Here is a 14,111-nt window from a genome sequence, read left to right as displayed (position 1 = left end):
AAAATTACAAAATATTATGATATGACACAGTTTAAATTACAGTCTCGCAGGTAATTTTGTTTCAGTTGATATACGAATCTATAAGCAGTCTCTCAACCGTATTTTTGAATTTATTAATATTGAAAGGCTTTCCTATGAAATCATCGCCGCAGCTGTCTTTAAGATTGGGATGTGTAATTGCAGACATTAGAAGCACAGGAATTCTTTTTGTATTTGTACTTTTTTTAATTTCTTTACACAAATCAATCCCATTCCCATCAGGTAATTGTATATCTAAGATAATTAGATCCGGCAATTCAATGGACAATTCTATTCTAAATTCGGCTATCGTCCCCAAAGCAAAGACTATATAATTACTGTCATTTAATATTAATTGGATTACGTCTCGTATATCCTCATTATCTTCCACGATAAAAATCTTTTTTTGTATCATGTCTGTTGTTATTTGATAAACTTAATAATTTGTGGGCAAAATAAAAATGAACTTCGATCCTTTCTCTAACTCACTCTCCACCCATATTTTCCCTCCGTGACGCTTTATGATGTTTTCTGTAATAAATAAACCCAGTCCGAGCCCTGAGTTTTTTCTAATCGAATCCCCAGTATAAAACTGGTTAAATATGAGCTGTTGACGGTTTGGTTCTATTCCAAAACCATAATCCTTAACAGAGAAAGTAAATTGATTAGCCGTAGTCGCGGCAACAATTTCTATTCGGCTGCCTAACGGTGAATATTTGATAGCATTGGTTAGTAAATTTGTAATTGCTTGTTCTATACGTATTTTGTCTCCTTTGATAATAATTCCTTTTTGCATATCCAAATGAAAGTCGTAATCTAAATTTGCTTCCTTTAAGGGCTCCAGGACTTCAAATAGTAATTGTGAAATGTCAAATTTCTCAAAATTAAATTCCATTTTGCCAGACTGAATTTTGGAGATGTCAAAAAGGTCATTTACCAGTGTATTTAGTTTTTCCTGTTGCTTTATTATTTTTTTCATAAATATCTTATCTTCTTGTGCCACTCTTTTTTCTAATAACTGCAAATAGGCATTCAAAGAAGTTAGAGGGGTTTTTAATTCGTGGGAGGCCAGGGCGATAAATTCATCTTTTCTTTTACTTAATACGTTAATAAGAGCTTCCGCCTCTTTTTCAGAAGTAATATCTCTTGCAACCTTTGATGCACCAATTATATTTCCATTATCGTCCTTTACCGGAGAGACGGTTAAAGAGATAGGTACAGAGTCCCCATTTTTTTTTAAACGAATAGTTTGAAAGTGATCCATTTTAATCCCAGCACGGATATTTTTAATAATCAAAGTTTCCTCATCCATTCTTTCGGGGGGAATAATGATGGATATATGTTTACCGATAACTTCTTGTTCTTTGTATCCGAATATTTTTTCAGCTCCTTTATTCCAACTCGTTATTAGACCATCTATGGTTTTACTGATAATAGCATCCTGAGAGTTTTCAACTATTGAAGCCAAGATGGCTTTTTTTTCCTGATCATTTTTTTTCTTACTCACATTACTGGCAATTTCTGATATGCCAATAATTTCTCCAGCCTTATTTTTGATGGCGGAAACGGTAAAAAAAATCGGTACTTGATCGCCCACCTTTGTCAATCTCGTAGTTTCGAAAGATTCTTTTTTTTTCCCTTGCAAAATATTATCAATAATATTTTCTTCCTCTTCAAGTTTATCAGAAGGAATTAATAAAGAAATAGGTTTGCCTAAAATTTCTTTTTCTGTATATCCGAATATTTTTTCGGCTCCTTTGTTCCAATTGTTTATATATCCTTCTAGAGTTCTGCTTATTATTGCATCCTCAATATTTTCCGTGATGGCTGTTAAAATTCCAAGCTTTTCTTCTAAAATCCTTTCTGCTTCATCATCTGTAATGATTTGAATTACCCCAATTACTTCATTATAAGAATTCTTTATTGGTCTAAATAAAATAGAAACAGGAAAAGAATGGCCTTCAGATGTTAAGCGAGTTGTTTTAGAATGTAAAACCGATTTGCCCCCAAGCAAATCTTCGACAACCGCGTCTTGCTCCTTGTGCAATTCGGCAGGAATCAATTTATAAATTTGGCTGTTATAAACATCTGAATTTCTTAGGGAAAACATTCTTCCTGCTGCTGGATTAAAACAGACGATAGTATTAGATAAGTCGTTTACAATTATTGCATCTTCAGCATTCTCGAACATGACTTTTTGCGCATAATATTCGATTTCAGTATTTTTCATTTTGTATAAAATTAAATAGCAGAATAGTTTATATATGATAATTAATTTTAAGAAACTACCTCTTTAAGTTAAAAATATAAAAAAATAAAATTTTATAAAACGCATAATTGCTTAGTATTTAAAACACTCGCCAATAGTTTAATATTATTGCTTAATAAGGGAACTAATCTATTTCTCCGTTGGACTTTGATTATTCTGCAGCTAGACAGTGACTCCTATTTTTGCAATCCCAAAAAGAAGCCTTTGGGTAGGGCTATTTTGTCATGGTCAGTTTTTGATTAGGCCGCTTTGAATGGGCATTTTCCTCTGACGTTGCCCACGCTTTTGCCTCCTTTTTTAAGGCGGCCGGTAATGCATAGGGTCCGATATTTTAAGAGTATGATTCATAGGCCAAGACGCGTGTTCGGTGGTTGTTACTTTTTTTCATTTTTGAAAGTGATTTGTCCGCAGAAGAAAATACAAAATCAAAGCCAAAATAAATAAAAGAGCTATAAATGGATTTGCCCTGCCATGGGCTTAATTATTCTATAAAATCTTAAATTTTTATGATATGAGCTACACATTTTGAGTATAGTTTTCCCCATTGTTATTTTCAAAGATAGTGATAAGTCGAAAAGGTGTGGGTTGTAATGGTAGAGTCCCTGGTGTCTTATGTAATTTAAAATGTGGAATAGGGGGTTGTTTAGGGCCTCTAAATTTAACTCTTTACTAAAGAGAAGTGGAATTGATCCGACGATAGCTACCGGTCACGCTAAGAACAGTTCATTTCTTTATGATGGGAGAGGATTAAATGCTGACGAACTTCTGCAAAAACAATGCGGAAGTTTAGGTTGTCGACATGATAACTGGGAAATTGGTTTTTACAATTCATGCTTTATAATTCGTAATTCCCCAATCATTATTTACCTTAGCCACATGGAAAAAAAAGTATTTTTGTTAGATGCATTGGCATTGATTTACAGAGCGTATTACGCACTTATCCGTAATCCACGCATAACCTCCGCGGGGAAAAACACTAACGCACAATTTGGTTTTACTACTACCTTGGTAGAATTGTTAAATAAATACAAACCTTCTCATATGGCGGTTTGTTTCGATACACACGCGCCAACCGACAGGCACATCACATTTGAAGCATATAAAGCCAATAGGCAAGAAACGCCTGAAGATTTACTGGCAGCTATACCCGATATTAAAAGAATCATTGAAGGCTTTAATATTCCAGTGATTGAAAGTGACGGTTATGAGGCGGATGATATTATTGGTACGCTTGCCTGGCAGGCAGCTGATGCTGGTTACAGTGTTTATATGGTAACGCCCGACAAAGATTATGGGCAATTATTAACAAAGCCCAATGTATTTATTTATAAGCCGGCGTATATGGGCAACAAAGAAGAAATTTTAACAGCAGAAAAAATCTGCCAGAAATGGGATATCGCAAGAGTAGAACAGGTGATTGATATTTTAGGCTTGATGGGTGATGCTGTGGACAATATTCCAGGCATTGCTGGAGTAGGTGAAAAGACAGCCGCAAAGTTGTTGAAAGAATATGATTCAATAGAAAAAATTCTAGCAAATGCGGATAATATAAAAGGGTCCCTAGGGGAGAAGGTGCGTGCCGGAAAGGAGAATGCTATTTTGTCTAAAAAGCTGGCGACTATCATTACCGATGTGCCGGTAACTTTTCACGAGGGAGATTTTTGTGTTGAAGCTTGCAATAAAGAGATATTAGGAGAAATTTTCGCTGAGTTGGAGTTTAAGACTTTAGGTAAAAGGATTTTGGGTGAAGATTTTCGAATGACTGTTCCTGAAAATGTGCAAACAGATTTGTTTGGCAATATAGTAGAAACCAAAAGCAATGTCGCTAAATCTAAAAACAGCATTGGGGAAGGTATTACTATCGAGCAGCTGGAAATAAAGAATATTAGCAATACGAAGCATCATTATCAATTGATTGATTCCGAAGAGAAGATAAAAGAGCTTATAAAAAGCCTGTCCGACTATAAAGAGATTTGCTTTGATACGGAAACTACCGGAACCGATCCTAATAACGTAGAGCTGGTTGGTTTGAGTTTTTCGGTGAAGAAAGGAGAAGCCTTTTACGTGCCTATTCCAGCAGATCAAAAGGAAGCCCAAAAGCATGTTGATTTATTTGATGAATTGTTTGATAACGAGGAAATTGTTTGGGTTGGGCAGAATCTGAAATACGATATCATTGTTATGAAATGGTATGGAAAAAACTTGAAGGGAAAAATTTTCGACACCATGGTAGCGCATTATGTAATTGAACCAGAAGGAAGGCGCGGCATGGATTTGCTTAGCGAAAAATATTTAGGGTACGAGCCCGTTCCTATTGAAGACTTAATCGGTAAGAAAGGAAAAATTCAAGGTAACATGCGCGACGTGCCCGTGGAAAAGGTGGCAGAATATGCAGGTGAAGATGCAGATATTACTTTGCAGTTAAAAGAAATATTCGCACCGATGATTATTGAGAAAGAAGTAGAGAAAGTATTTGAACAATCAGATATTCCGTTGGTGAAAGTGTTGGCGAATATAGAGTTTGAAGGTGTGAGAATTGATGAAGATTTCTTAAATAATTATTCTACCGTACTAGAAAAAGATGCGAAGCTATTTGAGGAAAAAGTGTATGAGGAAGCAGGCGTAAGATTTAATCTTGCCTCGCCGAAACAATTAGGGGAAGTCCTTTTTGATAAATTGAAATTGGATGAGAAGGCAAAAAAGACAAAGACAGGACAATACGCAACGGGTGAAGATGTATTGACCAAACTAGCGGTACAACATAAAATTGCGGACAATATTTTATCATTTCGTGAGTTGACAAAATTGAAAAATACCTATGTTGATACGTTACCTCAATTGATTAATCCACGTACTGGCCGGGTGCACACTTCTTTTAATCAGACGTTGGTTGTTACTGGTCGTTTGAGTAGTAATAATCCCAATTTGCAAAATATTCCCGTTCGTACTGAAAGAGGGAAAGAAATACGCAAGGCTTTTATTCCGCGCGACGAGAATCATTTACTGATAAGTGCCGATTATTCGCAGGTAGAATTAAGGGTGGTTGCCGCCATTAGTGGCGATAAAAATATGGGCGAGGCTTTTAAAAGTGGTGCAGACATTCATACCGCGACAGCAGCAAAAGTATATGGAATTGATGTCTCAGAGGTCACTAAAGAACAAAGATATAAAGCTAAAAGTGTCAATTTTGGTATTATTTACGGACAAGGCGCTTTTGGGTTATCGCAAAATTTGGGCATCAACCGTACAGAAGCAAAAGAGATCATCGAAAGCTATAAAACGGAATTCTCCGGTATTGCAAAATACATGGAGGACTCAATTGCTTTCGCACAAAAGCATGGTTATGTACAGACTCTTTTGGGTAGGAAGGCCTGGATTCGCGATATTAATTCTTCTAATTTTACGGTGAAAGGTTTTGCAGAGCGTATCGCCATCAATGCGCCTATTCAGGGTTCGGCAGCAGATATGATTAAATTGGCGATGATTAAAATTGATGCAGAATTAACCAACAGAAAGTTGCATTCAAAAATGATATTGCAAGTGCACGATGAATTATTGTTTGATGTGGTGAAAGAAGAATTAGAAGAAATAAAGGGAATTGTTTTAGACAATATGTGTAATGCGATGCCGTTACCGAATGAAGTGCCTGTGGCTGCCGAATTAGGCGTTGGACGCAATTGGCTGGAAGCGCATTAGAAAAATCAGCTGATCTGATAATCTGGTTGCGAAGAAATAGGTTGGTAAATTATCTAAATGAAAATTTTTTTGGCAATCTTTTGAATAGGGTTTATAGTGCGGAATGCGAGACTTGCCAATATTTGGCCCGTGGAATGTAAGCGACCAACCCTGATTAAGTATATGCCAAAAGACGTATCGGCGACGGCTTATCAATTGAACAAACGAGAAAACCATCTGAGCAAAAGATATGTTCTTTCCAACTTTGTCACTATTGGGAATGTTCCTGTTTTAGACATTTTTGAGCAATCAACAGCAACCTATGAAATGTTATGAATTTAAGGAATAGCTAACTTTTAAATACCTTAACTTTGACTGGTAAAATCAAAAATTATGAAACATTTACTTTTTTTGGGCACTCTTGCTTTGATATTCGTTGGCGCGTCTTCCTTTATTTTAAATAAAGAAACATTAAAAATGAATAAGAATAACCACGCTAAAACATCAATTTACAATTTTAAAATTGCATCTATTGATGGCGGTATTATTGATTTCTCCAAATTCAAAGGAAAATATATTCTGGTGGTTAACACGGCTTCTAAATGTGGCTTTACTCCACAGTATAAGGGATTGGAGCAATTGTATAAAGACTATCAAAATAAATTAGTCATCGTAGGATTCCCGTCTGATAATTTCGCTGATCAGGAATTCCACGATAATAAAGACATCAAATCTTTTTGCGAAAAAAACTATGGAGTTACATTCCCGCTCACTACACGTGTAGATGTAAAGGGGAAAAATATTACGCCGGTGTTTGACTATCTTACTCATAAATCAGAAAATGGTACTTTAGATGCTAAAATATCTTGGAATTTCAACAAGTTTTTAATTGATCCGAATGGTAATTTGTTGGAACATTTTGACTCAAAGGTTACACCCGAAAGCCAAGAGATATTGAAATATCTGAAATAGATTTTTGTCATTTTATAACAAGGGGAGCGTACAACCCATCCAGCGCTTTAGTGTGGATGGGCTGTACGCGACAAATAAGGTTTAAAAATACTGTCTGGTTAGGAACTAAATCAGACACTAAACAAAAACGGAGTAAGGCGTTACCGTAAGGTAAGTCTATGACCTCCGAAGCCCGCCGGCTCTGCCGTTGATGGTAGTTCCCAATTAATTTGAGAAGCTGAAAAGACGCATCGTTCGGTTAAAACCCCGTTACTATCTTTGATAGTAATTGAATTTTCTTTGCTATTTTCTAAGCAATTAGCTAAAGTAAGAATGCCTAGAAAGTTAAAAACACGCAGGTATTTCGGGCAAATTATGAGCGGTTATTGCCAGACATTCCCATAGCATCCATGATATGCTTATGCTGCGAGCTAATTAGTCAAAAGGGGTATCAAGTTGAAAAGTGGTTTATTTTCATCAATTGTAATTCAAATGGCTTAGTGAGCACTATATTATTGATTTGGATGACAACAAATGATATGGCAGAACAAAGATCTCTTTGTACAGATATCGGATAGTCTATTTTCAAGAAATTACCTTGTTACGAATCATTAATAATATAAGCAGGAGTTATTTTTTATTTTTTTGATTATCTTGCGACAAATATATATGCGGAAATAGCTCAGTTGGTAGAGCATCAGTTTCCCAAACTGAAGGTCGCGAGTTCGAGTCTCGTTTCCCGCTCTTGTGAAATTATATGGATAGCTGCTTTTGACGATTTTTTTCTTATTTTCCTATAGTCCGACGGTAGGGTTATCAGCATACCTATCAAAAAAATCGGAAAATGAAACAAATGTTATATCGGGAAAACGACAGTATAGCCTAAAGATTGGAAACAACGGGCTGATATGGCTATGTCCTCACTTATTATCTATTACTTTAAAGTTTGAATCTAGTTTCTCGTACTTTTTTGGATGAGTCCGGCATTCTCAGAATGGATAGGGTTGTGGCCGTATATAGATGTCCAACATTCAATTCGTAATCATCATTGTTTAAGTTCATAACGCATCATTCCTAATTCATTCTTATCTTCGCTCTTATGCAATTTAAAAATGTCATAGGTCAGAACGAAGTAAAAATTCGCTTGTCCGAAATGGTAGCGCGTAATCGCCTCAGCCATGCGTTGTTGTTTTTGGGCAAAGAGGGTGTAGGCGCGTTGCCAATGGCTTTGGCATTTGCCCAATATGTAGTTTGCGAAGATAAAAGTATCGAGGATGCTTGCGGACAATGTGATGCTTGTAAAAAAGCAGCGCAATTAATTCATCCGGATATTCATTTTTCATTTCCAGTAATTCCTAAAAAAACAGGAGACAAGCCTGTAAGTTCTGATTATATAAAGGAGTGGCGTGAATTTTTAAATAATTATCCGTACGGAAATGCTTTTGACTGGTTACAATCGATAGGCGCAGAAAATAAACAGGGCAATATTACTGCGGAAGAATGTAATGATATTATTCGCAAATTGAGTCTTAAAAGCTTTGAAAGTGAGTATAAAATATTAATTCTTTGGTTACCGGAATATCTTAAAAAAGAGGGTAATAAACTCTTGAAATTAATTGAAGAGCCTCCTGCTAAAACTTTATTTTTGTTAGTAGCAGAAAATGAAGAGCAGATAATCTCTACGATATTGAGCCGGACGCAACTTGTAAAAATTCCTTTGCTGGAATCAGCTGATATTCAAAATGCATTGCAAACTCGGTCGGGCCTTAGCGTCGATGCTGCCTTGGCTGTTGCGAACCTTGCGGAAGGGAGTTATCGAAATGCCTTGCAATTAATGCAAAATATTTCGGAAGACTGGCAACAATATGTGCGTGAATGGCTCAATTCGATTTTAAAAGAAAATCCTTCTGGATTATCAAAGTGGATCGACGATGTGAATAAATTGGGTCGAGAAAAGCAAAAGCAGCTAATCCGCTATTTCAGTCATTTGTTGGCACAAAGTATTCGTTTACGTATCATTGGGGAGAATAACATTCAATTATCATCTCAGGATAAGGATTTTGCAATACGATTAAATAAAATAGCATCTGTTAGCCAACAGGAAGTAATGGTTGAAGAGTTGGACAAAGCAGCATACTACATCGAGCGGAATGCGAACGCTAAAATGTTGTTTCATGCCCTTAGCATTAAGTTTAAATATATTATTCGCCAGAAAATAGTAATTTTGGCGAATTGATAAACAATTGTTAGGTTGGTATAACGCGTTGATTTACTTGTTTTTCAAAAAAGTATTTTATTAAATCATCTGTTGCCGGAAACAGTTTCGGCAATGTTTAAATATATATAGTTATGGGATGTGGAGGTTGCAGTACCAGCAAGCCAGGTGGTTGCAAAAGCAATGGCACTTGTGGCACTAGTGGTTGTAATAGATTAAATGTTCATGATTGGTTGATGAATTTGCCTATTAATGATTCGGACAGTGCTTGTAAAATTGTTGAGGTAAGTTTCAAAAATGGCAGTCGCAAAGACTTTTTCAGAAATGGCACTTTGCAAACGTTTGAAAAAGGTGAATTGGTAACATTGGAAGGTGTGAGTGGCTTTGATGTAGGTGAAGTAAGTCTTTCCGGTGAACTTGTACGCATTCAAATGAAAAAGAAAGGGATTAAGGAATATAGCCCTGACATAAAGAAAATCCTTCGCAGAAGTAGTGAACGTGATATTGAATTATTTCAACAAAGCAAGGCACGTGAGCAAGCAATACTGATGCGTTCTAGGGAAGTCGCACGTGATTTGAAATTGCAGATGAAGTTGAGTGAAATTGAGATTCAGGCGGATGGGAAAAAGGCGACTTTTTTCTATACAGCAGATGATCGTGTTGATTTTCGCGAAATGATTAAATCATTTGCTACTGAGTTTAAATTGAAAGTAGAAATGCGACAGATAGGCATTCGCCAGGAAGCCGGGAAAGTAGGGGGTATTGGTAGCTGTGGCCGAGAACTGTGTTGCAGTACTTGGCTTACCGATTTTAAAAGTGTCAATACCACCGCTGCTAGATATCAAAATTTGAGTATTAATCAGACCAAACTGAGTGGACAATGTGGTCGTTTGAAATGTTGTCTAAATTACGAATTAGATACTTATTTAGATGCTTTGCAGAATTTTCCTAATAACGCGGATGTTTTGGAAATACAACGCAGTAGAGCTTATTTGGTAAAGAAGGATATTTTCAAAGATTTGATGTGGTATACGTTGCCGGATAGTAATACACAATATCCGCTTACCTTGCGCCGTGTAAAAGAAATTCTACAAATGAACGCCAATGGTGAAAGACCGGAAAACTTGGAAGCAGTTGAACTTGTCGGCAAAGTAAAAGAAGTAGAGCAAGGTTTTGTTGACGTGGTTGGGCAGATAAGCTTGCGTAGCTTGGAGCGCAATGATAGAAAGCGCAAGGATAAAAGAAAGAACGATAATAGTGCGAGGAATAATAACTCGGAGTCTAGGAATCAGCCCCAATCTTCTCCCTCTTCCAATAAAAAAGCTACTCATAATCGGCCGGCAAATTCCGAACAAAAAAGAGAAAATAGCAGCAATAATAATCGCAGTAGGAATAACCCTCGCAACGGTAATAATAATAGAACAGCAAAACCCCCTCTTGGGAATAACCCCCATAATCCCCCTGAACAAAAGCGGTAGTTTTCTTTCATCTTAATAAAAAACAGTGTAAGGAAGAAGATTCTTACACTGTTTTTAGATTTGTCCTGCTCTGAAATGTCTGCAAGGTACATTTTTTGCCTACTTAGAAACATGTCATATCGAAACGCCACAGATATTTCAAAAATCATCTATAAAATATCTATCCCAGCGCCCTTCTCGATGACCAAATACCAGCAATTGATTTTAAAAAATGAGGGCCAGAACGACTTGATTATAGTTAAGCTTTTTGATTTTAAACTATAGCTTGGTGTCCCAATGCGCAAAATAGGAGATGCGTTGTATGAATTTTCCGGTGAAATCTCTCCCTTAACGAAATCATTTGCTAGTTAGATTTTAACTTCTTTATAGAAGAAATTAGCAAAAATCAATTACAAAAATAAAAGTAGTGATAGATAGGGAAGCTTAATCTTACCCACATTGAAATGTTGTTATCTGTACCGATGTAGCGAAGGTGAGTCCATCTTGATGAAAAGGTTCTAAATAGATTAGGGTGGGGGTTATTAGGGGTTCGGTTTATTCTAAAGATCTATTCAGCTATATTTTTCTTGCCCCATTCTGCCAATAAACTGCACCACATCCTTGAGTGATCTCCCGTTTTTAGAAAGGATATACTCCACTTTTGATGGAACTTAAGGATGTATCTTCCGGTTGATGATATAGTCAGCCTCAAGTTCTTTTAGATGCTTTGATAAACATCTTTAACGCTATACCTACAATTGCTTTATGAATGTTACCAAATCGTTTTAAACTTGAAATAACAAACAGGTAATAATGGACTGTCAGAGCGGAGCCCCACGAAAATACTTTTTTCATTAAAATACTTTAAGTATTCATTAAATCCCTTGTATAAGTTCTTCGGCAATGTTGATAGTTTTGTCTTTCCGGAATTTTAACGATTATAATACTTCGATTATTGCTCAATATTTACGGCTTTCAGGAACGGCTACCAGAAATCTAATCGTGTTATAAATTGAGAGAATATATTGATTCAATACGCGACTTGTTTGAGCTGACTTCAATCGATAAAGGTGGAATTCGTATACGGTTTTTGTGGACGACGTTACATTAAAGATGCAATATGCTATTGGAGAGATTGCGAACTACCTGTTTTTTATCAGCTCCAAATGTGTCGCAACTTATAAGCAAGGGCGTTGACTATAAGGATACAATTTCAAAAATATACACCAATAATAAATCATAAATTAATGAAAATGCTAAAGATTTTTATTTTTTCTGTATTGCTTTTTGCAACGACTTTACTGAATGCACAAAAGACAGTCCCTAAGCCATATGGAGCCATACCGACTCAACGTCAAATGGATTGGCTTAGCATGGAACGATATTGCTTCCTTCATTTTACCGTCAATACTTTTACCAATAGAGAGTGGGGATTGGGAAATGAAAAAGAGGATGTTTTCAACCCTACTGATTTCGACGCCGACCAGATCGTATCAACTGTTGCTAAGCATGGCTTTAAAGGAGTTATACTCACCTGTAAACACCATGACGGCTTTTGTTTGTGGCCCTCCAAATACACAGAACACTCTGTAAAAAATAGCCCCTGGAAAAATGGCAAAGGTGATGTCGTGAAGGAAATTTCAGCAGCCTGCAAAAAATACGGAATCAAGTTCGGTATTTATCTGTCGCCATGGGATAGAAACAATCCTCTATATGGAAAGCCTCAATACATTACTTATTATAGAAATCAGCTTAGGGAGTTACTAACTAACTACGGTGATATATTTGAAGTTTGGTTAGATGGTGCCAACGGCGGAAGCGGTTACTATGGGGGTGCTAATGAAACACGGGAGATTGATCGAAAAACTTATTATGATTGGAAGAACACGTTCGCAATCATTAGGAAACTGCAACCCAAAGCCGTTATTTTTAGCGATATCGGTCCTGATGTAAGGTGGTGTGGTAACGAAAGTGGTTTTGTAGAAGATTCTTGCTGGGCTACTTATACACCCCACGGTCCCAATGGAGATCAACCTGGTATTGGATATACGATGGCGAAAGAAGGGGAAACAGGTACACTTAATGGGGAAAGTTGGATACCGGCCGAGGTAGATGTTTCCATCAGGCCGGGTTGGTTTTATCACCCAGAAGAAGATAACGAGGTTCGAAGCCTGAAAAGTTTGAAAGAAATTTATTTTAAATCGGTGGGAAATGGTGCCTGCTGGAACCTCAATGTCCCTCCAGACCGAACAGGTAAGATTAATGCTCACGATATTAAAGCGTTGGATTCACTTCAGGATTATCTGGCAAAATCGTTCGCAACCAATTTATTACTGGGCGCAAAAGTTACGGCTTCTGAGACGAGGGGTAATATTAAAAAATATGCTGCTTCCAATGTGCTAAACGATAATAAAAAATTGTACTGGGCAGTAAATGATAATACGACTACGGCCTCACTTAGCTTTCAATTGAAAGCGTCCGCAACATTTAATTGTATGGAGATTAAAGAATTGATTTCTTTAGGGCAACGAGTACGGTCGTTTACAAAAGAAATAGAAAAGAATGGTAGGTGGATTCCTGTATATAAAGGTAGTACTATTGGAAGCCAAAAACTAGCAAAATTTGACAATGTTACCGCTTCAAAGGTGCGTATTATTTTTTCAAATTCTTTGGCTTGCCCGGTTATAGAATCTGTGAAACTTTATAAAGTATTGTAAAATAGATAAGGTAATCCACATTAAGATAATTTCTAATAAACTTCAATATGAGGAAAAAATTAATTTACTGTTTGTTATTATTTATGACTCAGTTGTCTATGTTGCAGGCATATAGTCAGCAAAATATAGCTGCAACTGGTGTTGTACATACTGCGTCATCCAATGAACCCCTGAGGTTAGCAAAAATTATGGCTGTGGAAAATAAAGACACCATCTCTTCAGTATTGACAGACAGCAGTGGGAGATTTTTCTTTTATCATTTGCCAGAGGGTGTTATTGATTTTATTGTGAAATGTAGCGGATATAAAACACAGGTTTTATCGGATTATAAAATCAAAAATGGAGAAACAGTTTCAATTCGGGCGAATATGGTGGAAGTTTCTCGTGCTACAATTCTGCAACCGAAAATAGGGAAAGCTTTTCAGAAAAAGGTAACAATTTACGGAACCGTGATTGATTCAATTACTAAATTGCCTTTATCAAATATAACAGTTTCTTCTAAAGAGGATCCTAAATTGGGTACTTTTTCCGATGGTAATGGCAGATTTGTGCTAAATGTGTCCCCTGGCACTCACCTTCTTTTTAGTTCTGTAGAATATAATAATTATTTGTATAAAGTTCCAAGTACTGCTGATACAGGCTTAATAATCATTTTATCTTCCGCAGAAGTTACAGCTGCAAATGATGTTATAGTTACTGCATTCGGTAGAAAACAGTTAAAAGAATCTGTTACAGGAGCTGTTACAAGTATTAATCCACAACAGCTGAAAATTGCATCGAGCAATTTGACAAATGCATTAGCCGGTCAA

9 protein-coding genes and 1 tRNA gene are annotated in these 14,111 nt (G+C 36.5%); 7 read left to right on the top strand and 3 right to left on the bottom strand.

Annotated elements, in window-relative coordinates:
* Window positions 1–61: 61 nt before the first annotated feature.
* Window positions 62–433, bottom strand: coding sequence for a response regulator transcription factor (locus ACQR30_RS05610; RefSeq protein WP_429732479.1), 372 nt, complete (start codon window positions 431–433; stop codon window positions 62–64).
* Window positions 434–454: 21 nt separating this feature from the next.
* Window positions 455–2,248, bottom strand: coding sequence for a PAS domain S-box protein (locus tag ACQR30_RS05605; protein ID WP_429732476.1), 1,794 nt, complete (start codon window positions 2,246–2,248; stop codon window positions 455–457).
* A gap of 915 nt (window positions 2,249–3,163) precedes the next feature.
* On the opposite strand from ACQR30_RS05605, the gene polA reads away from it, so the two are divergent.
* The 5 genes from polA to ACQR30_RS05580 all read left to right on the top strand — a co-directional run bounded on the left by polA (window position 3,164) and on the right by ACQR30_RS05580 (window position 10,606).
* A complete protein-coding gene (polA, locus tag ACQR30_RS05600; protein ID WP_429732473.1) occupies window positions 3,164–5,983 on the top strand; it encodes a DNA polymerase I in 2,820 nt (939 codons plus the stop codon).
* Between the two features lie 372 nt (window positions 5,984–6,355).
* Window positions 6,356–6,934 carry a glutathione peroxidase gene (locus ACQR30_RS05595; RefSeq protein ID WP_429732470.1) on the top strand — a complete coding sequence of 193 codons (579 nt, stop codon included), beginning with the start codon at window positions 6,356–6,358 and terminating at the stop codon, window positions 6,932–6,934.
* Between the two features lie 650 nt (window positions 6,935–7,584).
* Window positions 7,585–7,657 (top strand) — tRNA-Gly (locus ACQR30_RS05590).
* Between the two features lie 355 nt (window positions 7,658–8,012).
* Window positions 8,013–9,149, top strand: coding sequence for an ATP-binding protein (locus ACQR30_RS05585; RefSeq protein ID WP_429732467.1), 1,137 nt, complete (start codon window positions 8,013–8,015; stop codon window positions 9,147–9,149).
* A gap of 113 nt (window positions 9,150–9,262) precedes the next feature.
* Complete coding sequence (locus ACQR30_RS05580) at window positions 9,263–10,606, top strand: PSP1 domain-containing protein (protein ID WP_429732464.1); 1,344 nt, start codon at window positions 9,263–9,265, stop codon at window positions 10,604–10,606.
* Between the two features lie 551 nt (window positions 10,607–11,157).
* Here the strand turns inward: ACQR30_RS05580 and ACQR30_RS05575 are convergent.
* The gene (locus tag ACQR30_RS05575; protein ID WP_429732482.1) at window positions 11,158–11,244 is read right to left on the bottom strand and encodes a hypothetical protein; all 87 of its coding nucleotides are present in this window, start codon (window positions 11,242–11,244) and stop codon (window positions 11,158–11,160) included.
* A 594-nt stretch (window positions 11,245–11,838) separates the two neighbouring features.
* Here ACQR30_RS05575 and ACQR30_RS05570 point away from each other — a divergent pair.
* Complete coding sequence (locus tag ACQR30_RS05570; protein ID WP_429732461.1) at window positions 11,839–13,302, top strand: alpha-L-fucosidase; 1,464 nt, start codon at window positions 11,839–11,841, stop codon at window positions 13,300–13,302.
* Window positions 13,303–13,349: 47 nt separating this feature from the next.
* On the top strand, window positions 13,350–14,111 hold a 762-nt coding region (locus ACQR30_RS05565; protein WP_429732457.1), incomplete at its 3' end, for a carboxypeptidase regulatory-like domain-containing protein.

Source organism: Arachidicoccus sp., assembly GCF_050436765.1.
Taxonomy (GTDB): domain Bacteria; phylum Bacteroidota; class Bacteroidia; order Chitinophagales; family Chitinophagaceae; genus Arachidicoccus.
Note: the sequence above shows the minus strand (reverse complement) of the source record. Positions and strands in the feature narration are given on the sequence as shown.